The organism is Rhodococcus sp. NPDC058532 (assembly GCF_042719255.1).
GTDB lineage: Bacteria > Actinomycetota > Actinomycetes > Mycobacteriales > Mycobacteriaceae > Rhodococcus_G.
Genome location: NZ_JBHXNU010000016.1, coordinates 82,773 through 107,788 on the forward strand (window position 1 = coordinate 82,773; position 25,016 = coordinate 107,788).

The window sequence follows — 25,016 nt, forward strand, 5'->3', positions numbered from 1 at the left end:
GGGCACAGACTTTTCCGAGGTAATCGATGTCTTCCGCTGACCAGCATCTGCGTATCGGCTCGCTGGAGCTGCGCAGTCCCGTCGTACTTGCGCCGATGGCGGGTATCACGAATGTGGCGTTCCGCACCCTCTGCCGGGAACTCGAGCTCGAACGGGCGGGCAGCACCTCCGGCCTGTACGTGTGTGAGATGGTGACCGCCCGCGCGCTGGTCGAACGCCAGCCGGGGACCCTGCACATGACAACCTTCGGCCCGACGGAGACGCCGCGGTCGCTGCAGCTGTACACGGTCGACCCGGACACCACCTACGCGGCAGCGAAGATGATCGTCGACGAGAACATGGCCGACCACATCGACATGAACTTCGGCTGCCCGGTCCCGAAGGTGACCCGCAAGGGCGGCGGCTCGGCGCTGCCGTACAAGCGGCGCCTGTTCGGGCAGATCGTCGCGGCCGCGGTGCGGGCCACCGAAGGCACCGACATCCCGGTGACCGTGAAGATGCGGGTCGGGATCGACGCCGACCACCACACCCACCTGGATGCCGGGCGCATCGCCGCCGGTGAGGGCGCTGCCGCCGTGGCGCTGCACGCACGGACGGCCGCGCAACGGTACTCGGGTACCGCCGACTGGAGCGAGATCGCCCGCCTGAAGGAGCACGTCACCGACGTCCCGGTGCTCGGCAACGGCGACATCTTCGCCGCCGAGGACGCGCAGCGGATGATGGCCGAGACCGGCTGCGACGGCGTCGTCGTCGGCCGTGGCTGCCTGGGCCGCCCGTGGCTGTTCGCCGAGCTCAGCGCCGCGCTGAACGGGACCGCGATGCCGACGCCGCCGACCCTCGGTGAGGTGGCCGCGATCATCCGCAGGCACGCCGAACTGCTCGCCGCGCACCACGGCGAGGACAAGGGCATGCGCGAGCTACGCAAGCACGTCGCCTGGTATCTGCGCGGGTTCCCCGCCGGATCCGACATGCGGGTGGCGATGGCGCTGGTGTCGACCCTCGAGGAGCTGGACGGCCTGCTCGCCGAGCTGCCCGCCGATGTCCCGTTCCCGAAGGACGCCGAGGGCCCCCGCGGACGGCAGGGGTCGCCGGGCACCGTCGCGCTCCCCGACGGGTGGCTCGACGACCCCGACGACTGCCTCGTTCCCGCGGGCGCCGACCTCATGCACTCGGGCGGCTGACCTGCATCGACTCGGCGCGGCTGGAACCCACAGGTTCGATCAGTATCATGTGTGCACCGCCGCGAGCCGACGGCGACGACGCGTGCGTGTAGCGCAGGAGAGGTAGGGGCACCCCGTTGGGCGACGATCACGAACCGGGCACCGCGCCCGAAGGTCGCGCTCCCTGGGAGAGACCGATCTCCCGCGTCGGCAGGCCGGTGCCCCGCCCCCGACCCGAGCCGAGCCCGCCCGAGCAGCAGCTCGGCAACCGCCCGGACCCTTCCGCACCGCCGGAACGGCCGCGGACTCCGCCGCCGAAGCCGCCGACCCCGCCGCAGCCCGGGCCGACACCGCCGGGTGACAGCGGCCGGATCCGCACCGACGGCGACCCGAGCGACCGACTCACTGTCGCCGAGCTGATGCAGCGGGTCGGCAAGGACGACGGGCCCACCGAGATCACCCCCGTCGCGGACAGCGCGTCGGAGGTCGAACCGAAGCCCGCGGGCACCAGTTGGCTGTATCGGGCGGCCCCGACCGCGGTCGCCCCCGAGGATCCGGCCGAGTCCGACGCGACCAGCCGGCTCGTGGCGAGCAAGCGCCGCAAGCAGCGTCGACTTCGGGTGGCCGGCCGGACCGGGACCGCGCTGCTCGCCGTGGTGGTGCTCGCCCTGACCGGCGTCGTCTGGGGCTACCTGCGGGCGACGGACAACGGATTCAGTCAGGTTGCCGCCCTCGATCTGGAGAGCAGCGACGTCGTCGACCCCGGCGGGCAGTACGGCGACGAGACGTACCTGATCGTCGGCACCGATACCCGGGCCGGCGCGAACGGCGGGTTGGGCGCCGGATCGGTTGCGGACGCCGAGGGCGCCCGCGCCGACACCGTCATCCTCGTCAACGTCCCCGCCGACCGCAGCAGGGTGGTCGCGGTGTCCTTCCCCAGGGATCTCGACATCGTCCGCCCGGACTGCCAGGCCTGGGACAACAGCGCGGGCAAGTACACCAGCGAGACCAACTACGGCGCCGACAACGACAAACTCAACTCCGCCTACGCCTACGGCGGACCGAAATGCCTGGTGAAGGTCATTCAGAAACTGTCCGGACTGAAGATCGGGCACTTCATCGGCATGGATTTCGCCGGGTTCGAGTCGATGGTCAACGAGATCGGCGGCGTCGAGGTCTGCACCACGGCCCCGCTGATCGACGGCGAGCTCGGGACCGTCCTCCCGCGCGCGGGCAAGCAGACCGTCGACGGCGCGACCGCCCTGAACTACGTGCGCGCCAGGAAGGTCGAGGCGGAGGGCAACGGCGACTACGGCCGCATCAAGCGTCAGCAGATGTTCCTGTCGTCGCTGCTGCGGGGGGCGATGTCGAACAAGGTGCTGTTCGATCCGGGCAAGCTCAACGGGTTCATCAACGCGTTCACCCGCGAGACGTTCGTGCAGAACGTGGACACGAAATCCCTGGTGACGCTTGGCCGGTCGCTGCAGAAGGTGGACGCCGGTGCGGTCACCTTCCTGACCGTGCCGACCGCGGGGACCAACGAGCTCGGCAACGAGATCCCCCGCCTCGACGACATCAAGTCGATCTTCCGGGCGATCATCGACGACGAGCCGCTACCCGGCGAGGAGCGGACCCCGGAACCGGCGGAGACGGAGGCGGCCGCCGCGCCGTCCACCGCGGTCACGCCCACCCCGGCCGCAGCGGTGCAGGCCCTCCACCCGTCGATGGTGTCGGTGCAGGTCTCCAACGCGTCCGGGGTGACCGGCATCGCCGCGCAGGCGGCGGAGGCCCTCGGCGCCAACGGCTTCTCCATCTACAGTGTCGGCAACTACAGCGGCACCAGTTCGTCGACGCTGGTGCGGTTCGGCCCCGGCGCGGAGGCGCAGGCCGCGACGGTGGCCGCGACGATTCCCGGCGCCCAGCTCCTCGAGGCGTACGACCTGGACGGCATCGTCGACGTCGTGCTCGGCTCCGACTTCGACGGCACCATCGTCGCGCCGCAGCAGGCGGGGGCGGCGCTGCACCCGAAGATCGCGCCGAAGTCGACGGTCATCTCGGGGACCACGATCGAGGAGCTGCCCGCCGACCTGGCCTTCACCAACGCGGGCGACGACGCCTGCGCGTGAGGCCCGACCGCAGGCCGTTTCACACCCTGACGTGCGTCGTCGTTCACCCCCCGTTCACCGGGAGCTCGTGACTTGGTCCCCTGCGCGAACTAGGCTGTGACCTCATGCGCGTGGCATACAACGAACAGATGACCGAACTCGCCGACACGCTCGGCGAGATGGCGGGTCTCGCGGGTGCGGCGATGGAGAAGGCGACGCAGTCGCTGCTGCAGGCCGACCTCTCCCTCGCCGAGCAGGTCATCAGCGACCACGACCAGATCACCGAGCTCAGCGTCGTCTGCGAGGAGCGGGCGTTCGCCCTGCTTGCGTTGCAGGCGCCGGTCGCCGGTGACCTGCGGCAGGTGGTCAGCGGAATCCAGATCGTCGCGGACATCGACCGGATGGGCGCGCTCGCCCTGCACGTCGCGAAGATCGCCCGTCGGCGACATCCGAACCACGTCCTCCCGGAGGAGGTCAACGGCTACTTCGCGGAGATGGGCAGGCTCGCCGTCGCGCTGGGTGCCGCGGCACGGGAGGTGCTTGAGACGCACGACCCGGAACGCGCCGCGCGACTCCAGGAGGAGGACGACGCGATGGACGACCTGCACCGGCACCTGTTCAGCGTGCTGATGGATCGGGAGTGGAAGCACGGCGTCGCCGCCGCGGTCGACGTCACCCTGCTCGGCCGCTTCTACGAGCGTTTCGCGGACCATGCCGTCGAGGTGGCGCGCCGCGTCATCTTCCTCGTCACCGGCAAGATGCCCGCCGAGCCCGAGGACGGCGGCGAACTGGCCTGACCGCACGACGCAACCACCGAACGGGCGGTTGCCGGGCCGCGCACCCGCGCGATGCCCCGGCAACCGCCCGTTCGCGTGACGGTGCCAAGATCGGTGCCGTGCCCCGCGACGACACCTACCGGTACGCGGCGGGCGTGTTCGCCGCCGGTTGCGGGCTGCTCGGCGGCGCGGGCCTGCTCGCGTCGGTGCTGACGGTCGAGGTTCGGATTCCGGTCCTGCTCGCGGGATGGACCCCGATGCTGCTCGTCGTCACGATGATCGGTGCGGTGGCCGCCACCCTCGCGCGGCGCTGGCTTGTTCAGGTCGGGTGCCTGCTGGTCTGCGCGCTCGGGGTGTGGCTGCTCGCGCCGCTCTACCTCGCCGGCCCGACCGTCACCGCGACCGGCCCGACGCTGCGCGTGCTGCAGGCCAACGTCAAGGTGGGGCAGGCCGATCCGGTCGCGCTGGTCGACACGATCCGGGACCGGGACGTGGACGTCGTCACCGTGCAGGAGGTGACGGACGAGTCGATCACCGGGCTGGCCGCAGCGGGCCTGGACGACCTGCTTCCGCACCGCTACCTGGTGCCGCTCGGTCCCGGCGGGCTCGGCGGCGGGATCTACAGCCGTTTCCCGCTATCGAACACCCGGATGCTCGACGGATACCTGTCGGCGAACCTGGCCGCCGATCTCGATGTCGGCCGCGCCGAACCGGTGGCCCTGTTCGCCGTCCACCCGGCGCCCGCCTACCTGTTCCCGGCGCCGATGTGGGCCGCCGAACTGCGAGCCCTCGGCCGGGAGTTCGCCGCCGCCGACCACGACACGGTCATCGCGGCAGGCGACTTCAACGCGAGTTGGACGCAACGCCAGTACCGGGACCTGCTCACCGGCGGCTACGTCGACGCCGCCGACCAGGCGGGGGCCGGGCTGCTGCCCACGATGCCCGCGCACCGCTGGTATCCCGCGGTCACCGGCATCGACCGAATCATCACGCGGGGCGCGGCCGTCACCCACCTCGAGCGGGTCCCGATCACCGGCTCCGACCATCACGGGCTGATCGCCGACATTCGCCTCCGCTAGTTTGCGACCGCCGACCGGGCGGATGTCGGACACCGCTCGCGGCTGATGTTCCGGTAACCACCCGGTCGACGTCAGCCGAAGCGGCCCGAGATGTAGTCCTCGGTCGCCTTCTGCGACGGGTTGGAGAAGATCCGCTCGGTGTCGTCGATCTCGACCAGCCTGCCGGGCTTGCCGGTGGCCTCGAGGTTGAAGAACGCGGTCTGGTCGCTGACCCGAGCGGCCTGCTGCATGTTGTGCGTGACGATCACGATGGTGAAGTCCTGCTTCAGCTCGGTGATCAGGTCCTCGATCGCGAGGGTGGAGATCGGGTCCAGCGCCGAGCAGGGCTCGTCCATCAGCAGCACGTCGGGCGAGACGGCGATGGCGCGGGCGATGCACAGTCGCTGCTGCTGACCGCCGGACAGGCCGCCGCCCGGCTTGTCGAGCCGGTCCTTGACCTCGTTCCACAGGTTGGCACCACGCAGCGACTTCTCCGCAACCTCGTCGAGTTCCTTCTTGTTGCGGACCCCCTGCAGCTTCAGGCCCGCGACGACATTGTCCCGGATCGACATGGTGGGGAACGGGTTCGGACGCTGGAACACCATGCCGATGGTCTTGCGCACACCGACCGGGTCGACCTGCGAGCCGTAGATGTCCTCGCCGTCGAGCAGGATGGCACCCTCGACACGCGCGCCCGGGGTGACCTCGTGCATCCGGTTGATCGACCGCAGCACGGTGGACTTGCCGCAACCGGACGGGCCGATGAACGCGGTCACGCTGCGCGGGTGCACCGACAGGCCGACGTCCGCGACGGCGTGGAACTTGCCGTAGTAGATGTTGACGTCCTTGAGATCAAGACGCTTGGCCATGATGGCTCCCTTGCATGGTGGTGACTCGAATGGCGGGAAGTCGGGGTGTCACTTGCGGACCCGGGACAGGTGCCCGATCAGCTTCGCGACGATGTTGAGGACCGCGATCAGCAGGATCAGGGTCAGCGCCGCGCCCCAGATCCGGTTGGATCCGGCCGCGGTGGGGTTGTTCATCTCCGCGACCATGACGCCGGGCAGCGACCCCATCTCCCCGCCCCACATGTCGAAGTTGATGAAGGACGCGTAGCCGACCAGGATCAGCAGCGGCGCGGTCTCACCGAGCACCCGGGCGAGGGCCAGCATCACGCCGGTGATGATGCCGGGCAGCGCGGTGGGGACGACGATCCGCATGATCGTCTTCCACTTCGGCACGCCGAGCGCGTACGACGCCTCCCGCAGGTCCTGCGGCACGATCCGCAGCATCTCCTCGGTGGAGCGCACCACCACCGGAACCATCAGCAGCACCAGCGACAGCGACACCGCGAACGCCGACTTCGGGAAGCCGAACGTCGCGATCCACAGCGCGAAGATGAACAGGGCCGCGACGATCGACGGGACGCCGGACAGGATGTCGACCATGAACGTGGTGAGCTTGCCGAGCTTCGAGCGGCCCGCGTACTCGACAAGGTAGATGGCGACGAACAGGCCGAGCGGGATCGAGATCGCCGCGCACACCAGTCCCTGCAGGATGGTACCGATCAGGGCGTGGTAGATGCCGCCGCCCGACGAGGACGCGGACAGGCCGTTGAGCGAATGCGTGAACCAGGTGGGGCTGGTGATCGCCGCGAAGCCCTTCTGGATCACCGTGAACAGCACCCACACCAGCGGCACCAGCGCCAGCAGCACCGACCCGGTGACCAGCACCCTGGCGATGAGGTCGCTGGTGCGTCGCCGCGCGCTGACGCCCTGGAAGGTCGGCGCCTTGACCGGTCGATCCATCGTGGTCGTCATGTCAGTCCTTCTTCCCGGCAACCGCGGCGCGGGCCGCGGCGTTGACCACGAAGGTCAGCACGAACAGCACCAGCCCGGCGGCGATGTAGGCGCCGGCCTGGATGTCGTTGTTGAATTCGGCGTATCCGAGGGCGATCTTCGACGCGATCGTCGAGCCGCCGTCGAACAGCGACCAGGTGGCGCTGGCCGCGGTGGTCCGCAGGATCATGTACAGGGCCATCGTCTCGCCAAGCGCCCGGCCGAGGCCGAGCATGGACCCGCTGATGTAGCCGGACTTACCGAACGGCAGGACCGCGGTCTTGACGACCTCCCACTTGGTTGCGCCGAGCGCCAGCGCCGCCTCCACGTGCGCGACCGGCGTCTGGTTGAAGACCTCGCGGGTGACGGCGGTGATCATCGGCAGGATCATCACCGCGAGCACGATGCCCGCGGTGAAGATCGTGCCGCCGCCCTGGATGGACCCGGACCCGTCGGAGAACAGCGGGATCCACGCCAGATTCTCGTTCAGCCACATCGCAAGCGGCCGGATCGCCGGCGCGAAGATCAGCAGACCCCACAGGCCGTAGACGATCGACGGGACCGCCGCGAGCAGGTCGATCACGTACGCGAGCGGCCGCGCGAGCCGCGTCGGCGCGTACTGGGTGAGGAAGATCGCGATGCCCAGCGCGACCGGCATCGCCAGTGCCAACGCGAACAGCGACACCAGGACCGTCACCTGCAGCAGGTCGAGCACACCGAACGCCAGGTGGTCGATGTCGGTCGTGACCCAGGACCGGCTGGTCAGGAAGTTGACCTCGTTGCGCGAGAGCGCGGGGACCGCACGCCAGATCAGGAAGACGCCGATCGCACCGATCAGCACCGAGATGAAGACCGCCGACCCCTTCGCGAGGGTGGTGAAGATCCGGTCGCCCGGACGGACCACCGCCTTGCCAGGTGTCGCGGACGGGGTACGGATCGGGTCCTCCGATGCTCCGAGCGGACCACCCGCCCCGGCCCCGGGGTCACCGGGGCCGGGTGCGGGCAGCGCCGACTGGGTTGGCGCGTCGCTCATCTGCGCTCGCAATCTGCTAGGTCCGAATATAGAGCGGTGCGGCGGTGGACCGCACTCAGGCGATCGCGGCGATCGACGCGTTCAGCTTGTCCTGCACCGTGCCGGGCAGCGGCACGTAGCCCTGCTCCGCCAGATTCGCCTGCCCCTCGTTCGCGGCGCTCGTGAGGAACGACTTGACCGCGGCCGAGGTGTCCGCGTCGTACCCGGTGGAGCATACGATCGAGTAGGTGGCGAGGACGATCGGGTACGCCCCGGCCTCGGTGGTCCCGTAGATCGAGTTCAGGTCCAGGGTCAGGTCGCCGACGCCCTCGGCCTTGAAGGTCGCGCCCTCGATGGCCTTGCCCGCGGACGCCTCGGTCAGCTCGACCGCACCGGCGCCGGAGTCGATCTTCGCCATGGCCAGCTTGTTCTGGTCGGCGAACGACTTCTCGACGTAGGTGATCGACCCCGACGACCCGGCGACGGCCTGGGACACGCCAGCCGACCCCTTCGCGCCCTCACCGACGCCGCCGACGAAGTCGGACCCGGCGCCCTTGGTCCAGACGCCGTTCGAGGCGGCGGTCAGGTACTGCTGGAAGTTGTCGGTGGTGCCGGAGGAATCCGACCGCACGATCGGGGTGATCTTCTGGTCCGGCAGGGCGGTGTCGCCGTTGAGCGCCGCGATCGCCGGGTCGTTCCAGTTGGTGATCACGCCGCTGAAGATCTTCGCGAGCACCTCGCCACTCAGCGTCAGGTCCGTCACGCCATCCAGGTTGTACGCGATCGCGACCGGCCCGAACACCAGCGGCAGGTTCCACGCGTCGCCGCCCGCGCAGCGGTCCTTCGCTGCGGCGGCCTGATCGCCCTTGATCGCCGAGTCGGAGCCGGCGAAGTCGATCTGCTCCGCGATGAACTGGGTGCGGCCGTCACCGGAGCCGGTCGGGTTGTAGGCGACCTTGACGTCCTTGCCCTTGTCCCGGCACACCGCGATGTAGGTGGCGACGAACTCGTCCATCGCGTTCTTCTGCGCGGACGACCCGGCCGCGGACAGCGATTCCTTGCCCTCGCAGGTCGCATTCGATGCGGCGCTGTTGACCGTGGTGCCGGACGACGACGAGTTGTCGTCGCTGCCGCACGCGACCAGGGTCATCGCCCCGACCGCAGCCACACCGAGCACGGCAGCATTGCGCTTGAAGTTCACGCTGGATCCCTCCGGGAGAATCGTCAGTCGGGCAGCACCGCGCCGCCCTGCCGTTGAAAGGTAGGGGCGGGGGGTGGACAGCCGGTCCCGAGGAGATGAACGGAAGGTGAACAGCTGCTGATGGCGTCGCCGCCGGTGCGTGATCTGCACCCCAGTGGTGGTGCACATCACGCACAGTTCGCGTCAGCCCGCCTTGGACTCCGGGGTACGGAAGTCGCGGACGACGTCGGCGTCCGCGGAGGCATTCTTCAGCGACGCGGCATACACGTCGACGTACTCCTGCCCGGACATGCGCATCAGCTCGTACATGATCTCGTCGGTGACGGTCCGCTCGACCCACCGATTGCCCGCCATCCCCTCGAAGCGGGAGAAGTCCAGCGGCGCGCCGTACGTGACCTGCACCCGCTTCCGACGCCAGCGGAACGGCCCGGGCGGGCAGATCTCGTCGGTGCCGACCACCGCGACCGGGATCACCGGGATCCCGGTGGCCAACGCGAGCCGGGCGGCACCCGTCTTGCCCTTGTAGAGCCTGCCGTCGGGCGAGCGGGTGCCCTCCGGGAACAGGCCGACCAGCTTGCCCTCGTCGAGCAGGCGGCGGGCGGTGTCCAGCGCGGCGTTCGCGGCGTTCGCGCCGCTGCGGTCGATCGGCACCTGGCCTGCCCCCGCGTAGAACGCCTTCTGCAGCGCACCCCGGAACCCGGGGGTGGTGAAGTACTCGCTCTTCGCCAGGTAGGTGATTCGCCGCGGGGAGGACAGCGGGGCGAACAGCCAGTCCGCGATCGACAGGTGGTTACCCGCGAGAATCGCGGGCCCGGAGGTCGGGATGTTCTCCAGCCCCTCGACCTTGGGACGGTTGTACAGCCGGATGAACGGACCGACGAACACGTACTTCAACAGCCAATAGAACATGCTTACCCTTCGTACCCTGCGTATGCGACGTCGACGTGGAACCGCTCGAAGGCGAGCCGGTCGTACGTGTGCAGCGCCGACGTGTTGTCCGCCTCGGTGTAGAGGAGCACCGAGCCGAGGCCCCGGTCCCGCAGGTATCGCAGACCCGCGACCGTCAGCAGGCGGCCGAGCCCGCGTCCCTGCGCGGACGGCGCGATCGCGACGACGTAGACCTCCCCGATCGCCGGGTCGGCACCCGACGCGTCGTGCACCTTCGTCCAGTGGAAGCCGAGCATCTCGCCCGTCACGGAGTCCGCGGCGACGAACAATCCGGCCGGATCGAACCAGGGTTCGGCGACCCGCTCGTCGATCTCCCGCTGCGTCCAGGAGCCCTGCTCCGGGTGCCAGTCGAACGCGGCCGCGTTGACGCGCAGCAGCCCCGCATCGTCCCCGGGTCCGGCATAGGTGCGCAGGGTGACCCCGTCGGGGACCGGGACGTCCGGCAGCGGCGGCGCGTCGAGCCGCCGACGCAGCTGCAGCAGCTCACGCGCCGGGGTCAACCCGAGCCTGCTGGCCACCGCACGAGCGGCGGGTAGGTCCCCGTGCGCCCAGACCCGGGTGCCGGGGCCGCCACGGCGCAGCGCCGCGGACACCAGCGCCCGGCCGATGCCGCGCCCGCGGTGACCGGGATCCACCACGGCCTCCACCATCGCGGGATGCTCACCGTGGGCGGGTTCCACGCCCGCGTACCCGACGACCGCGCCGTCGACGGTCCACAGCAGGTGCTCGGTGTCCGATCGCCCGGACAGCCTGTGCACCGCCTGCTCGGAGACCGGCTCGGTGCCGTCCACCCCGGCCGCCCGGTCGATCAGGTCGCGTATCTGCTTCTCCTGCAGCGAATCCAGGTGGTCGAATCCGCGCGGCGCCTCGTCTGTCATCTATCGAACCGACCCGTTCGTCGTGCTGAGCTCGCTGTCGTCGGGATCGTCACCGAGGTCGTCCTCGTCGTCGGGACGCGCCGCACCGGCGCCCGCCTTCCTGCTTGGCCGGACCGCCTTGTAGCCGACGTTGCGAACGGTGCCGATCAGCGACTCGTACTCCGGGCCGAGCTTCGCGCGCAGCCGCCGCACGTGCACGTCCACGGTCCGGGTGCCGCCGAAGAAGTCGTACCCCCACACCTCCTGCAGCAGCTGCGCTCGGGTGAACACCCGTCCCGCATGCTGCGCGAGGTACTTGAGCAGCTCGAATTCCTTGTAGGTCAGGTCGAGTGGCCTGCCCCGCAGCCGTGCCGTGTAGGTGCCCTCGTCGATCGTCAGCTCGCCGAGGGTGATTTTCCCCGACGCCTCCTGGCTCGCGTCACCGCCGCTGCGCCCGACGAGCAACCGCAGCCGGGCATCGAGTTCGGCCGGGCCGGTCCCGGGGAGGAGAATGTCGTCGAGACCCCAGTCGGAGTTCACCGCGACGAGTCCGCCCTCGGTGAGCACCGCAACGACGGGAATCGCCGATCCGGTGCTGCCGAGCAACCGGCACAGTCCGCGCGCCGAGGCGAGATCCGTCCTGGCGTCGACCAGCGCGACGTCCGCGGATCCGGCGTCGAGCAGGGACGAGACCTCGGTCGGTGCGGGGCGGACGGTGTGCGCCAGCAACGCGAGGGAGGGCAGCACCGACTCGGGATTGGGGTCGGAGGTCAGCAGGAGCAGCTCCACAGCCTCCCCTTCTTGCCGCTTTGCGTGCCGGAGCACGGCCGACAGTAACGTTCCGAGCCGGGGGCGACGCTGACACCGGACGTGACGTCAAGTACGCGGTACAGACTAGCGCGTCCCGGAACACACCCACCGCTACCTGCCCGCGGCCTGCGGCCGGGTCACCCCGGTCGGTCACAATGTCAGGGTGCGGAAACTGATACTCACCGTCGCGTGCCTGCTGGCGCTGGTCGTTGTCGTGGACTTCGGCGCGGCCGCGTACTCGGAGTACCGGGTGTCCCGGAGCCTGCGGGCCGGCGCGGGCCTGAACTCGGACCCCGACGTGACGATCACCGGATTCCCGTTCCTGGCGCAGGTCGCGGACGGCCGCTACCGGCATGTCGAGGTCCGGGCGCGGGGGGTGCCGAGCGCCGAACTCGGGGACGTCTCGATCGAGGCGGACCTGCACGGGGTGCAGATCCCGGCGTCGGACCTGCTCGGCGGTTCGGTGGGTACCGTCCCGGTCGAGCGGCTCGACGGACGAGTCAAGATCGAGGCAACCAGCCTCGGCGCCTACCTGGGCATCCCGGACCTCGAGGTATCTGCTCCGCCCGCCGACCGATCCGACGGCACCGGCGGGTCGGGCGGGTCCGGCATGAGCACCGGCGGGGGCATCGTGCTCACCGGAACCGTGCCGGTGGGCCCGGTGCGCGCGACCGTCAGCGTGACCGCCGACCTCGTCCTCGACGGCGAGAACGTCACGATCGTCGCCACCGACCTGTACTTCGGCCCGGAGGGGCAGGCCGACTTCACCGTTCCCGCACCGCTCAAGCCCGCCGTGCTCGGGCTGTTCACCCGGCAGATCGACGTCGAGAAGCTGCCGTTCGGGGTGCGCCCGACCAAGGTCTACGCGGAGGGATCCCAGGTCGCGATCGAGGGTTCCGGCGACAACGTGGTGATCAACCTCGACGAGATGGTGACCCAGTGACCGGGATCGTGGTGCTGGCGGTCGTGCTGGTCGCGGCGTTGGTGGTCGCGTTGATCCTGCGGTCGCGGTCGGGCACGGTCCGGGCAACCACCCCCGCCGTCGACCCAACCGACACCCGCGCCGCCCTGCTCGCCGCGGTCGGCGTCCCCGACGCAGGCCCGACCGTCCTGCACTTCTCGGCCGACTGGTGCGGCCCCTGCGCGGCGGTGCGCCGCGTCGTCGCCCAGACCCTCAGCGCGCTCGACGGGCGCCTTGCCCCCGATGTGCCCCGCCCCGTCGACCTCGAACTCGACATCGACGAGCACCCGGCCCTGGCGCGTGAGCTCGGCGTGCTGTCCCTTCCGACGACGTTCATCCTCGACGGGTCCGGCGAACAGCGGTTCCGGGTGTCGGGGGTGCCGACCGCGGCGGATCTGGAGGCCGCGCTGGTCCCACTCTGCGAACCGAAGGGTTCAGATTCCAGCGAAAACCGGTAAGCTCGCCGTCGTGCACACCGCCAAGGAGCTGCTGCTCACCCGACGCCGCGCAGTCGATCTGTGCCGCATCGGCGGTTGTTGCTGTCCCTGCTGTTGATCCGCACGTTCCCCCGGCCCGCCCCCGCCTGAGCGCCGCGAGGCCCCGATCGGATCGACACTCCCTGCCCTGGACCACACGTCCACGTCGCATGAATGCAGGAGCAACACGATGCCAACCCCCGTCACCACCCCCACCCCGCCCGGTTCCGCCGTCGACGCGCAGGTCGACGTCCGCGGCCCCCGATTCGCGGCCTGGGTCACCACCGCGGTACTGGTCGCCGTGCTCGTGGTGTCCGCCGCCTCCCCCGTCGCCGCGGGCCTGCTCCTCGCCGCGCAGGCGGCCGTCTTCGTGGTCGGCGCCGTCGTCGGGCCGCGCCGCAGCCCCTACGGCCGACTGTTCGCGCTGGCCGTCGCCCCGCGCCTCGGCGCGGTCACCGAACGCGAACCGGTCGCGCCGCTGAAGTTCGCGCAGCTCGTCGGCGGCGTCTTCGCAACGGTCGGGGTCGTCGGGTTCCTCACCGGACTGACCCTGCTCGGCACCGTCGCCACCGGGTTCGCCCTGTTCGCGGCGCTCCTCAATGCCGCCGTCGGTTTCTGCCTCGGCTGCCAGGTGTATCCCCTCGTCGCCCGGTTCCGCAGGCAGGCCCCGATCGTCTCGTAGCCGCACCGGTCCCGGGCAACGACACGGTCACCCCATCCGTTCCACGCAAGTCACGTACGAAAGGAAACCCATGGCACGCTCCGACGTTCTGGTCTCTGTCGACTGGGCCGAGCAGAACCTCGATGCGCCGAAGACGGTGTTCATCGAGGTCGACGAAGACACCTCGGCCTACGACATCGGCCACATCGAGGGCGCCATCCGCCTCGACTGGCGCAAGGACCTCCAGGACGGGGTCCGTCGCGACTTCCTCGACCGGGAGAAGTTCTCCGCACTGCTGTCCGCCAAGGGCGTCGCCAACGACGACACCGTCATCCTCTACGGCGGCAACAACAACTGGTTCGCGGCCTACGCGTACTGGTACTTCAAGATCTACGGCCACAAGGACGTCAAGCTGATCGACGGCGGCCGCAAGAAGTGGGAGCTCGACGGCCGTCCGCTGTCCAGCGCCGAGGTCGTCCGCCCGGCAACCGACTACAAGGCCGAGGAGGCCGACACCTCGATCCGCGCGTTCCGCGACGAGGTGATCAACGCGATCGGGGCGAAGAACCTGGTCGACGTCCGCTCCCCCGATGAGTTCGCGGGCAAGATCCTCGCTCCTGCGCACCTGCCGCAGGAGCAGGCGCAGCAGCGTGGCCACGTTCCGGGCGCCATCAACATCCCGTGGAGCACCACCGCCAACGAGGACGGCACCTTCAAGTCCGACGCGGACCTCACCAAGCTGTACGCCGACAAGGGCTTCGACGACAGCCGCGAGACCATCGCGTACTGCCGCATCGGCGAGCGCTCGAGCCACACCTGGTTCGTGCTGCAGGAGATCCTCGGCAAGCAGAACGTCAAGAACTACGACGGCAGCTGGGTCGAGTACGGCTCACTCGTCGGCGCACCGATCGAACTGGGAGCGTAGTCAATATGTGTGGAGCACCTGTTCAGGGTCAGACCCTGCCCGCCGGCGTCGACGCGTCGAAGGAAACCGTGATCACCGGCCGCGTGCTCGCCTCGGACGGGCAGCCCGTCGGCGGCGCGTTCGTCCGGCTGCTCGACGGCACCGGTGAATTCACCGCCGAGGTCGTCGCGTCGGGCACCGGCGACTTCCGGTTCTTCGCCGCCCCCGGCACCTGGACCGTCCGCGCCCTGTCGAGCACCGGCAACGGCGACAGCACCATCAGCCCCGAGGCCAACGGCATCCACAACGTGGACATCACCGTCAGCAAGTAGGGACGAATCGTGTCGGCCCCGCACCCCGTCCCGGGCTGCGGGGCCGACCTCGTTCCGCGGGGCATCCCGCCGTCACCACCCGAATGACGGCGGTCTAAACTGTTCTCGTGGTCATCTTCTTCGAGGTGCTGCTGGTTCTCGCAGCCATTCTGATTACCTGGTTCTCGCTGTACGTCGTGTACCGACTGGTCACCGACAAGCCGTGAGCCGGACCGGCGACGACGCCGACGGCGCCGTCGATCCCCAGGACGAGTCGCCCGCTCCGACGGTACGCCGCGGCAGCGGCGATCAGGCCGTGGCCGACGCGATCGAACGCGCCAAGGACACCGCGGCACTGAACGTACCCACCCTGCCCGGCCTCCCCCTGCCCGAGGACACCGCGAACCTGCGGCTCGGTCCGGACCTGAACGAGGAGCTGCTCGCGGTCCTGCCGCTGGTCGGCGTGTGGCGCGGCGAGGGCGAGGGGCACGACCCCGAGACCGGCGACGACTATCCGTTCGGCCAGCAGATCGTCGTCTCGCACGACGGCGGCAACTACCTGCACTGGGAATCCCGGTCGTGGGTGCTGGACTCCGACGGGAACTACGTCCGCCCCGGCCTGCGCGAAAGCGGATACTGGCGGGTCGCAGGCGACGGGATCCCCGGCAGCGTCGACGAGGAGGTCGTCGAGCTGCTCCTGACCCACGCGTCCGGTGTCGTCGAGCTGTACTACGGCACCGCGCTGACCCAGTCCAGCTGGGAACTGGCGACCGACGTCGTGATCCGCAGCAAGCACGGCGCCCTGGTCGGCGGCGCGAAGCGCCTGTACGGCATCGTCGAGGGCGGGGACCTCGCCTACGTCGAGGAACGCATTCTCGCCGACGGTGAACTCAAGCCGCACCTGTCGGCGCGGCTGTCCCGTTACATCGGCTGACGGCGGCTCCCCCGCCACCGCCGAGCTGGCGCCTGATCACCCCGCCGCGCTCCGCGCCCGTGCGCGAATTTCACCCTTGTCGGGGTACACATCACGCACAGTTCCGCGAGCATTCTTATCCACAGCCATCTGTGGATAACCCGGTCTTGTCGTCGAACCTGTCGGGCCGTCGCGGTGCCCTTGGCCGCATGATCACACCAACAGACGCCTCGCTCCAACGACTCCTCGACACCCAGCACGGACTCCTGTCGGCCCGGCAGGCCCGCCGCCACGGCTATACCCGCAAACACGTGCAGTACCTCGTCGAATCCGGCCAGTGGACCAATCCGCTGTTCGGCGTCTACGCGGCAACCACCGGACCACTGACCCGGCCGATGACGCTGCAGGCCGCGCTGCTGTTCGGTGGCGACGCCGCTGTCCTCAGCCACGACACCGCCGCCGAAGAGTGGGGCTTTCAGCCGGTCGCACCGGATGAACAGGTCCACATCACGGTGCCGTACGGGCGTTCGGCCGTCGGCCAGCTCCCCAGGCGGGTGTCGTGCCCGACGCGCGAACACGAACCGGTGCCCCGGATTGGCGACCAGCTGCATCCGGGGGTCGCGGTGCACCGGTCGCGGGCGTTCAACCACATCGCGGTGGCAACGTGTCCGCCACGGACGTCGCTCGCCGACACCGCACTCGACCTCGCGGTCGCGATGCCGACCGCGCAGCTGGCGTACGGGTCGGTGATCGCCAGCGTCACCAACGCGGGCATCAACCTGACCCGACTGCAGACGCGGATCATCGAGCGAAAGCCGCGACGTTACAACCGGGCCATCGCGGCGGCCTGCGTGATGATCGCGGACGGCATCCAGTCCGTCCTCGAGTTCCACTACGCCCTCGATGTCGAGGACGCGCACGGCCTGCCGCGCGGAACCAGGCAGGGCCCGGTCGTGGTGGACGGAGTGACGCTGTACGAGGACGTCGTGTACCGGTTCGGCCGTGGCGACCTCATCGTCCGGCTCGACGGTCACCGCTGGCACCGGACCCGAACGATTCGGCGTCGGGACCGGAGACGCATCAACGCCGCGACGCTCGCTGGCACCGATCAGCTGGTGTACGGGTGGGACGAGGTTCACGACGAATCCTGTACGGCGGCCGCCGAGGTCCGAGTCATGCTCGAGGAGCACGGATGGCGGGGTGCACATCCGTGCCCGAACTGTGCGCGATCCGTACCCCAGGTGGGGTGAAATTCGCGCACAGGCGCGAAGCGCAGCGGAGCCGCCCCTCGGCAGAGGCGCGGAGCGCACAGAACGGCCCCCGAGCCGTGTTCCACGATGGACGCTTGTCGTCGTGGACTCCCGATCGGACGGACCGGGGGCTCGGGGGCCGGGTGGCTGCTGGGATTCGCCCGCCGCGGGCGCGGTTGGGAACCCCCTCGGCGTCGTTGGCTAGCGGACAGCCACCTCACGCGTCCTGTAGTTCTTCAACTTCAGACCACCTCCTTCCTCGTGTACCGCCGAACGTACGCCGCTCCCCGACCGGGGGCAACGGAATTTGTTCGTTGGACGAGCGTCAGCAGGTGGACGGCGCCGGGACTCCGCGGAAGCGGGCATCGAGCCAGTCCAGGGCCTGCGGGAGGCCGAGGACAGCGGCCGACAGGTGGTCGGGGCTCGGCGTCAGCAATGTCTGCACCGGCACCCCGGCGTCGCAGTAGCGGCGCATCGTGTTCTCGATCGCGTCCACCGGGACAAGGGTGTCGGTGGGGCTGTGCCACTCGAAGATCGGGGTCTTCGGGATCCCGGGGTACAGCTCGAGGCTGTTCTCGTCCATCACCTGCCATGCCACCGGGTCGTCGAGGAAGTTCCGGTTGTCGGTCATCTCGTTCGCGGACCGTCCCAACCCCCAGAACATGATCTCGTTGGTGCAGCCGTTCCCGATCATCGACAGCAGCCACCGCCCGGTGTCGTTGAGCTGGTCGGTGACGTTCATCCGTTCCGGGTATTCCCGCTCCAGCCCGAGCGCCGCCGCCATCGCGAGACCGAACGCCGGATGCGGATTGGTCCCCAACGCGGTCGCCATCTTCCCCAGGTTCATCGGCGCGCCGCCCTCGGCGGCGCCGACGATGTTCAGCTCGGGCGCGTAGGTCGGGGCGAGCGCGGCCGCCCAGCTGGTCGCCATGCCGCCACCGGAGTAGCCACCGAGTCCGACGGGGCTGTCGGTCACCTGGAGTTCCGGCGTTCGCTGGATCGCCCGGATCCCGTCGAGCGTGATCTGGCCGCCGAGCTTCGCCGCCCCGTACGCCATCCTGGGACCGAGGTGGTCCGGCAGCGCCACCGCCCACCCCCTGGCGAGGGCGATGTTCAGCCCGGGAGCCTCGCGAATCTGGGTCAGCGGGTCGGTGGTGTACAGCTCGGTGGCGATCTTGCACTTGTGCCCGAGCGCGTTGATGATGTGCTGATACGACACCAGTGGACTGTTCGGCTGGTGGTTCGGCGGTTTCAGGAACGTCGTGTTGGCCGCGATCGGTTTGCCCTGCGAATCTGTTGTGCGGAACAGTAATTCCCACACCTCGCTGCCGGGGAAATACAGGTTGGGCGGCATCTTGCGGATCTTGAGCACATCGCCCGGCTGGTGATTCGCGACGTCCGGTGGCGCGGTGAAGAACGGGTCCGGATCCGACGCCGGGTACACCGGAAGGGCGGACGCGGTCACCGCGCCCGTAACCGCGGTGGTCACCGCGAGCACGCCGACCGCGACACCGGCGATAGACCTACGAATCCACGTTCCCATCAACAACTCCCGGAGTCGAATGGACGGTTGACCGCGCATACCGACGGATCACTATGCCAGCAGGCCGGACCACCTCAGCGGACCAACATGTCACCGCTTGGTTTCGACCTCGTCGGATTCGGTATCGACTTGGTAACGGCCTCCGTCGACCTCGACGACACGGTCGGCAGAGGTCCCCGGCGGCAGGTGGTGCGTGACCACCACAATGGTGCGATCCGGGTCGACGAGCCCGCCAGCCCGGTCGAGCAGGGCCCGCAGGACCCGCTCACCGGACCTGGCGTCGAGATGCTCGGTCGGTTCGTCGAGAAGCAGGACCCGGGCGGGCGACACCAGCGCCCTGGCGAGCAGGATTCGGCGCCGCTGCCCACCCGAGATCGACCGGCCGCCCGCCTCCAGGGTCGTGTGCAGACCCCTCGGCAGCGACGCCACCCACTCCCCCAATCCCACCGTGTCGAGCACGGCCGCCGCATCCCCCTCGTCGAGATCACCGCGCGCCACCCGGAGGTTCTCGAGCAGCGAGGTATCGAACAGGTGGGCGTCCTCGGCGAAGTAGCCGACCTCGCGACGCAGCGCATGCTGGTCGACCCCCGGGAGGTCGGTGCCGTTCGCCTGCACGGTGCCCGCCGCGGGTGGCAGCAGTCCGGCGAGGGTCATCAGCAGGGTGGACTTTCCCGCCCCGGACGGCCCGACGACGGCGGTGCGCAACCCCGAAACCAGGTCCAGGTCGAACGGTCCCGACACCGCGGAACCATCCCAGCCGCACCACAATTCGGATGCCGTCAGATGCACGGGTGCGCGCAGGTCGGTGGTGCCGAACGGGACGTGGTCCCCGGAACGGTCCAGGAGGTCCATGACCCGGGCGGCCGCAACCCGGCCACGGGTCAGCGCGATCGCGGCGGCAGGCAGCGACGAGGTCGCCTCGAAGGCGGACAGCGGCAACAGCACCAGGATGCCGAGGGCCATCGGCGTCATCCCACCCGGGCTGCCGCCGTCGGGTCCGTAGGCGACGATGCCGATCAGCAGCGCGCCGAGGACCGTTGCACCGATCGCGAGCGGGGTCGCGGCCGCGGCGAATGCCGACGGCGCCGCCGCCCGGTCGGTGGCCCGGACGGCCTCGGCATCGTATCCGCCTGCGCGCGTCACGACGCCGTCCAGACGCCCAGCGACCCGCAGCTCCGCCGCATGGTCGAGGGCAAGCACCGAGGTCGCCGCGTACCGGGCGGTGGCCTCCGCCCCAGCGGTCTCGGCCATCCGGGAGGCCCGGGCCGACAGCATCGGGGCGAGCACGCCGGACACCAGGAGCGCGACGGCCAGCACCCCGGCCGCGGCGGGCGAGATCAGCGCCAGACCGACCACCGCAGCACCGGACAGCACCAGCGCCACGGCGATCGGAACCAACGCGCGGATCACCACGTCACCCAGGGCGTCGATGTCGGATCCGGTGCGCGCCAGAAGATCTCCCCTTCGCAGACCTGCGGGAGCTGCGGGGTCACCGGTTGCGAGCCTGCGGTACAGGTTCGCCCGCGCCGAGACGGTGCCGCGCAGGGCGGCGTCGTGGGTGGCGAGCCGCTCCAGGTAGCGGAACAGCCCGCGCGAGATGCCCAACGCCCGCACCGCGACGACGGCGACGGTCAGGTCGAGCACCGGCGGCATCTGCCAGGCCCGGGTGATGAGCCACGCCGACAGTGCGGCGAGCGCCAACGCGCTGCCCAGGGTCGCGACCCCGGCCGCGACGGCGTACAGCACCCGCCGCGGGCTGAGTTCGAGCAGCGGCAGCGCGCGGCGCAGGGGGTCCCGGCTCATGCGGGCACCCCGGATTCGACGTGCACGACGCTGTCCGCGGCGGCCAGCACGGACTGTCGGTGCCCGACGAGCAGGACGGCGCGGCCCGCCGCGGCGAGGTTCCGGACGGCGGCGAGCACCCGGCGTTCCGACTCCGGGTCCAGATGCGCGGTCGGCTCATCCAGCAGGATCACCGGACTGTCGGTCACCAGCACCCGGGTGAGGGCCAGCCGCTGTCGCTGCCCGAGGGACAGGCCCAGACCTCCGACGCCGACCATGGTGTTCCAGCCGTCCGGCAGAGCGCACAAAACCGCGTCGAATCCTGTCTCGGCGCAGGCTCTTTCAAGACGTGCGGGATCGACGGTCACGGGCCCGGTGAGCTCCAGGTTCTCGCGGAGGGTGCCCGGGATCAACACCGGATGCTGGGGAAGCCACGCAACCGAACGCCACCACGCGTCCGGGTTCAGGTCGCGCACATCGGTACCACCGACCAGGACCCGCCCCTCGTCGGGGCGCGACAGCCCGAGGATCGCATGCAGCACAGTCGACTTGCCCGCACCGTTCGGTCCGGTCACGCCGGTGACCCGGCCGGGGGCGATCACCAGGTCCACCGCCCGTGGCGCCCACCCGGACCGACTGCGCATCCCGACGCCGTGCAGCGTGACCGGGCCGGACGGTACCGCCGACGTTCCGCCGACGCCCTCAGTCCGATCGTCGAGCACCCCGAATGCCTTGTCCGCGGCGGCCATCCCGTCCTCGGCCGCATGGAACTGCGCGCCGACCGTACGCAACGGCAGGTAGACCTCCGGGGCGAGGACGAGGGCGATCACCCCGGCCCGCAGGGCCATGTCGCCGTACACCAGGCGCAGGCCGATGCTGACGGCGATCAGGGCAACGCTGAGCGTCGCCAGCAGTTCGAGCACCATCGACGACAGGAACGCGATCCGCAGCGATGCCATCGCGGTGCGCCGGTGCTCGTCACCGAGTTCGCGCACCCGCGCTGCCGGACCGCGTTCCCCCGACTCGTCCGCGGTGCCGACCTCCCTGCCCAGCGCGCGCAGCGTCGGCAATCCCGCAATCAGGTCGAGCAGTTGCGCGGACAGGGTGGTCATCGTCCGCAGCGCGGCCGCCGCCTTCCCCTTGGTGAGCAGGCCGATCAGGATCATGAAGATCGGGATCAGCGGCAGGGTGATCACCACGACCACCGCGGACGTCAGATCGGTGAACAGGATGACCAGCAGGGTCAGCGGGGTGACCGTGACGGCGAGCAGCAACGCGGGCAGGTAGCCCGTCAGATACGCTCGCAGGCCCTCGATTCCGCGGGTGAGGACCGTCGCGGTGGCGTCCCGTCGCGGGTCGAGGTCACGCGGGGGCATGGTGGTCGCGGCGGCAAGAACCTCGCCGCGCAGTTCCCCGATCACCCGGGACGCGGACCGGTGCGCGTATCGGGCCTGCAGCCAGGTCGCCACCGCCCGCACCGCGACCGCGACGGCGAGGACCGCCAGTTCCCCGGCCCAGTGCCCGACGGTGCGGGCATCGGGGTCGGTGATCACGCCGGCGAGCACGGTGCCGATCATGATCGCCGACACGATGACGGTGGCCGCAATCACCACCGAGAACGCAACGGAGAGGACGAGATATCCACGCGCCGAACGCGAATAGCGCCAGAGTCGGGGGTCGACGGGACCGCGCCTGCCGGTGTCCGCTGCAGGCGCGGCCGGTGCGTCGCCGATCATCGGGTCCTGATCGGCAGACCGATCGAGGGCGGAATGTGCTTGGTGGAGATCCGCTGCCGGAACACCCAGTACGTCCAGCCCTGGTAGATCAGGACCACGGGGGTCATGATCGCCGCCGCCCACGTCATCACCTTCAGCGTGTACGGACTCGACGAGGCATTGTGGATCGTCAGGCTGTACGCATCGGAGATCGTCGACGGCATCACGTTCGGGTACAGCGACGCGAATAGCAGGACCACCGTTGCGATCACGGCGATGGTGGTAAGCACGAAGGCCCACCCCTCCCGCACCGCCGCGGTCAGCGCGACCACCCCGAGCAGTGCCGCGGCCGCGATCCCGACCAGGATCCAGGTCCAGCCCTTCCCGTAGGCGAGTTGGGTCCACAGCACGAACGCGCCAGCGACAACGACCGCCGGAATCGACAGTCGGGACGCAAGTTTGACGGCGTCCTCGTGTACCTCGTCGGCGGTCTTCAGTGCGATGAACACGGCACCGTGCAGCGCGAACACCAGCGCCGTTGTTGCCCCGCCGAGCAGCGCGTACGGGTTGAGCAGGTCGAAGAAGCCCGACACCACCTGTCGATTCTCATCGATCGCCACCCCCCGGACGATGTTCGCGAAGGCGACGCCCCACAGCACGGCAGGCACCCAGGAGCCGAGGATGATGCCCCAGTCCCAGCGTGACCGCCACGTTGCGTCGTCGATCTTCCCGCGGTACTCGATCGCGCAGACCCGCACAATCAGCGCGACCAGGATGAGCAGCAGTGGCAGGTAGAAGCCGGAGAACAGGGTCGCGTACCACTCGGGGAAGGCCGCGAACATGGCGCCGCCTGCGGTGAGTAGCCACACCTCGTTGCCGTCCCAGACGGGCCCGATCGTGTTGAGAACGGCCCGTCGACGGGTGTCGTTGTCGGCGGACCCGTTCTTGCTGCGCCCGAGCACCGGCATCAGCATCCCGACGCCGAAGTCGAAGCCCTCCAACACGAAGTACCCCACGAACAGCACCGCGATCAGGATGAACCAGAGTTCCTGAAGTCCCATCTCGTCCTCCTAGTACGCGAACGACAGCTGCTTGGGCTCACCGGAGTCGTCCGGCTCGTCGGGGCCCTCGCCCGGCGGGTGCGCGTCGTGCGGCAGCGGCCCCTCGATGGTGTAGCGGCGGATCAGCCAGAACCACACGACGCCCAGTGCCGCGTAGAGCAGGGTGAAAACGATCAGCGACGTCCACACCGTGGCCACCGAGTGATTGGAGACGCCCTGATCGACGGTCAGCCGAATCATGTCCACCCCGGTGGGATTCGGGTGCACGACCCACGGCTGACGACCCATCTCGGTGAAGATCCAGCCCGCGCTGTTCGCGAGGAACGGGGTCGGGATCGCGATCAGGCTGAGCAACGAGTACCACCGCTGGTCCGGCACGCGGCCGCCCCGGGTGACCCACAGCCCGGCCAGTGCCAGCGCGGCGGATCCGGCGGCGAGGCCGATCATCGCGCGGAACGACCAGTAGGTGACGAACAGGTTGGGACGGTAGTTGCCCGGGCCGAACTGCTCCTCGTACTGCACCTGCAGGTCCTCGACGCCCTGCAGGGTGACGCCGGAGAAGCTTCCCTCGGCGAGATAGCCGAGCACGTACGGCACCTCGATGACCCTGGTGACACTGTCACAGTTGTTCTGGGTGCCGATGGTGAGGATCGAGAAGCTGGGGTCGGTCTCGGTGTGGCACAGCGACTCCGCGGACGCCATCTTCATCGGCTGCTGCTCGAACATCAGCTTGGCCTGGATGTCTCCGGTGACGATCAGGCCGACGCCGGCGATGATCATCACCCACAGCCCGAGCCGGGCGGCAGGGCGGAACATGGTCCGCGCCTCGGACTCCATGCGCTCGGCCTCGGCGGGTGCGGATGCCTTGGCTCGCCGCATGTTTCGGACCATCCACCAGCCAGCGATGCCCGCGACGAAGGTTGCGGCGGTGAGCAGGGCCCCCGCGATCACGTGCGGGAACGCGGCCAGCGCGGTGTTGTTCGTCAGGAGTGTCCAGATGCTGGTCAGTTCCGCACGGCCGGTGTCCTCGTTGTAGATCGCGCCGACCGGATGCTGCATGAACGAGTTCGCCGAGATAATGAAGTAGGCGGATGCGTTGACGCCGATCGCAACGAGCCAAATACAGCCCAGGTGAACGAGTTTCGGCAATCGACCCCAGCCGAAGATCCACAGACCGAGGAAGGTCGACTCAAGGAAGAAGGCCACCAGGCCCTCCAGGGCGAGCGGGGCACCGAACACGTCACCGACGAAGCGGGAGTATTCGCTCCAGTTCATGCCGAACTGGAACTCTTGCACGATGCCGGTGGCGACGCCCAACGCGAAGTTGATCAGGAAGAGCTTGCCGAAGAACTTCGTCAGCCGGTACCAGTGGTCCTTCTTGGTGACCACCCACATCGTCTGCATGATCGCGATCAGGGGGGCGAGACCGATGGTGAGCGGGACGAGGATGAAGTGATAGACCGTCGTGATGCCGAATTGCCAGCGCGAGACGTCCAGTGCATCCATGGCTACTCCCTGTGCAGGGCCCGTGGGACAGGCGTGCCGGGACGTCCGACGTGGGCTGACGCCTGAAGTCCCGGTTCAAAAGGTAACCCCCACAGCGTCACGCCGCAGGCCTTCATCTACGACGGACAGTAGTAGATGAAGCCCGGTTCGCCCACCCGCCGCACCCAA

23 protein-coding genes are annotated in these 25,016 nt (G+C 69.5%); 11 read left to right on the forward strand and 12 right to left on the reverse strand.

The window, feature by feature from the left end; translation table 11 throughout:
• Window positions 1-26 precede the first annotated feature (26 nt).
• The 4 genes from dusB (at window position 27) to ACFWQG_RS18345 (ending at window position 5,120) form a co-directional block, all read left to right on the forward strand.
• Window positions 27-1,181: a tRNA dihydrouridine synthase DusB gene (dusB, locus tag ACFWQG_RS18330; protein WP_378509061.1), complete on the forward strand. Its 1,155-nt coding sequence runs from the start codon at window positions 27-29 to the stop codon at window positions 1,179-1,181.
• Between the two features lie 116 nt (window positions 1,182-1,297).
• On the forward strand, window positions 1,298-3,286 hold the full coding sequence (locus ACFWQG_RS18335; protein WP_378509062.1) for an LCP family protein: 1,989 nt from the start codon (window positions 1,298-1,300) through the stop codon (window positions 3,284-3,286).
• A gap of 104 nt (window positions 3,287-3,390) precedes the next feature.
• Window positions 3,391-4,062 (forward strand): phosphate signaling complex protein PhoU, encoded by a 672-nt coding sequence (gene phoU, locus ACFWQG_RS18340; protein WP_378509063.1) that lies wholly within the window; start codon window positions 3,391-3,393, stop codon window positions 4,060-4,062.
• 98 nt (window positions 4,063-4,160) lie between these two features.
• Entirely contained in the window at window positions 4,161-5,120 is a 960-nt protein-coding gene (locus ACFWQG_RS18345; RefSeq protein ID WP_378509064.1) for an endonuclease/exonuclease/phosphatase family protein, read from the forward strand.
• Window positions 5,121-5,191: 71 nt separating this feature from the next.
• Here the strand turns inward: ACFWQG_RS18345 and pstB are convergent, their stop codons facing one another.
• From pstB to ACFWQG_RS18380, 7 genes are all read right to left on the reverse strand, one after another.
• On the reverse strand, window positions 5,192-5,968 hold the full coding sequence (gene pstB, locus ACFWQG_RS18350; protein WP_378509065.1) for a phosphate ABC transporter ATP-binding protein PstB: 777 nt from the start codon (window positions 5,966-5,968) through the stop codon (window positions 5,192-5,194).
• Between the two features lie 48 nt (window positions 5,969-6,016).
• Entirely contained in the window at window positions 6,017-6,919 is a 903-nt protein-coding gene (pstA, locus tag ACFWQG_RS18355; protein ID WP_378509066.1) for a phosphate ABC transporter permease PstA, read from the reverse strand.
• A 1-nt stretch (window position 6,920) separates the two neighbouring features.
• A complete protein-coding gene (gene pstC, locus ACFWQG_RS18360; RefSeq protein WP_378509067.1) occupies window positions 6,921-7,970 on the reverse strand; it encodes a phosphate ABC transporter permease subunit PstC in 1,050 nt (349 codons plus the stop codon).
• Window positions 7,971-8,025: 55 nt separating this feature from the next.
• Entirely contained in the window at window positions 8,026-9,150 is a 1,125-nt protein-coding gene (gene pstS, locus ACFWQG_RS18365; protein WP_378509068.1) for a phosphate ABC transporter substrate-binding protein PstS, read from the reverse strand.
• 183 nt (window positions 9,151-9,333) lie between these two features.
• The gene (locus tag ACFWQG_RS18370; protein WP_378509069.1) at window positions 9,334-10,059 is read right to left on the reverse strand and encodes a lysophospholipid acyltransferase family protein; all 726 of its coding nucleotides are present in this window, start codon (window positions 10,057-10,059) and stop codon (window positions 9,334-9,336) included.
• Window positions 10,060-10,061: 2 nt separating this feature from the next.
• Window positions 10,062-10,976 (reverse strand): mycothiol synthase, encoded by a 915-nt coding sequence (gene mshD / locus ACFWQG_RS18375; RefSeq protein ID WP_378509070.1) that lies wholly within the window; start codon window positions 10,974-10,976, stop codon window positions 10,062-10,064.
• Window positions 10,977-11,744, reverse strand: a complete 768-nt coding sequence (locus ACFWQG_RS18380; RefSeq protein WP_378509071.1) for a winged-helix domain-containing protein — start codon at window positions 11,742-11,744, stop codon at window positions 10,977-10,979.
• A gap of 184 nt (window positions 11,745-11,928) precedes the next feature.
• On the opposite strand from ACFWQG_RS18380, the gene ACFWQG_RS18385 reads away from it, so the two are divergent.
• From ACFWQG_RS18385 to ACFWQG_RS18415, 7 genes are all read left to right on the forward strand, one after another.
• Window positions 11,929-12,708: an LmeA family phospholipid-binding protein gene (locus tag ACFWQG_RS18385; RefSeq protein WP_378509072.1), complete on the forward strand. Its 780-nt coding sequence runs from the start codon at window positions 11,929-11,931 to the stop codon at window positions 12,706-12,708.
• A complete protein-coding gene (locus tag ACFWQG_RS18390) occupies window positions 12,705-13,184 on the forward strand; it encodes a thioredoxin family protein (RefSeq protein ID WP_378509073.1) in 480 nt (159 codons plus the stop codon). The genes ACFWQG_RS18385 and ACFWQG_RS18390 overlap by 4 nt, the downstream gene beginning before the upstream one ends.
• 208 nt (window positions 13,185-13,392) lie before the next feature.
• Window positions 13,393-13,884, forward strand: coding sequence for a DUF4395 domain-containing protein (locus ACFWQG_RS18395; protein WP_378509074.1), 492 nt, complete (start codon window positions 13,393-13,395; stop codon window positions 13,882-13,884).
• 70 nt (window positions 13,885-13,954) lie between these two features.
• Window positions 13,955-14,788, forward strand: coding sequence for a sulfurtransferase (locus ACFWQG_RS18400; RefSeq protein ID WP_378509075.1), 834 nt, complete (start codon window positions 13,955-13,957; stop codon window positions 14,786-14,788).
• A 5-nt stretch (window positions 14,789-14,793) separates the two neighbouring features.
• Window positions 14,794-15,099, forward strand: a complete 306-nt coding sequence (locus tag ACFWQG_RS18405) for a DUF1416 domain-containing protein (protein ID WP_378509076.1) — start codon at window positions 14,794-14,796, stop codon at window positions 15,097-15,099.
• 202 nt (window positions 15,100-15,301) lie between these two features.
• On the forward strand, window positions 15,302-16,012 hold the full coding sequence (locus ACFWQG_RS18410) for an FABP family protein (RefSeq protein ID WP_378509077.1): 711 nt from the start codon (window positions 15,302-15,304) through the stop codon (window positions 16,010-16,012).
• Window positions 16,013-16,200: 188 nt separating this feature from the next.
• On the forward strand, window positions 16,201-17,241 hold the full coding sequence (locus tag ACFWQG_RS18415) for a hypothetical protein (RefSeq protein WP_378509078.1): 1,041 nt from the start codon (window positions 16,201-16,203) through the stop codon (window positions 17,239-17,241).
• 325 nt (window positions 17,242-17,566) lie between these two features.
• Here the strand turns inward: ACFWQG_RS18415 and ACFWQG_RS18420 are convergent, their stop codons facing one another.
• From ACFWQG_RS18420 to ACFWQG_RS18440, 5 genes are all read right to left on the reverse strand, one after another.
• Window positions 17,567-18,784, reverse strand: coding sequence for a lipase family protein (locus tag ACFWQG_RS18420; RefSeq protein ID WP_378509079.1), 1,218 nt, complete (start codon window positions 18,782-18,784; stop codon window positions 17,567-17,569).
• Between the two features lie 90 nt (window positions 18,785-18,874).
• Window positions 18,875-20,587 (reverse strand): thiol reductant ABC exporter subunit CydC, encoded by a 1,713-nt coding sequence (gene cydC / locus ACFWQG_RS18425; protein WP_378509080.1) that lies wholly within the window; start codon window positions 20,585-20,587, stop codon window positions 18,875-18,877.
• On the reverse strand, window positions 20,584-22,302 hold the full coding sequence (gene cydD / locus ACFWQG_RS18430; RefSeq protein ID WP_378509081.1) for a thiol reductant ABC exporter subunit CydD: 1,719 nt from the start codon (window positions 22,300-22,302) through the stop codon (window positions 20,584-20,586). The genes cydC and cydD overlap by 4 nt, the downstream gene beginning before the upstream one ends.
• A complete protein-coding gene (gene cydB / locus ACFWQG_RS18435) occupies window positions 22,299-23,342 on the reverse strand; it encodes a cytochrome d ubiquinol oxidase subunit II (RefSeq protein ID WP_378509082.1) in 1,044 nt (347 codons plus the stop codon). Before cydB ends, cydD begins: the two co-directional genes overlap by 4 nt.
• A 9-nt stretch (window positions 23,343-23,351) precedes the next feature.
• Window positions 23,352-24,848, reverse strand: a complete 1,497-nt coding sequence (locus ACFWQG_RS18440) for a cytochrome ubiquinol oxidase subunit I (RefSeq protein WP_378509083.1) — start codon at window positions 24,846-24,848, stop codon at window positions 23,352-23,354.
• Between the last annotated feature and the right edge of the window lie 168 nt (window positions 24,849-25,016).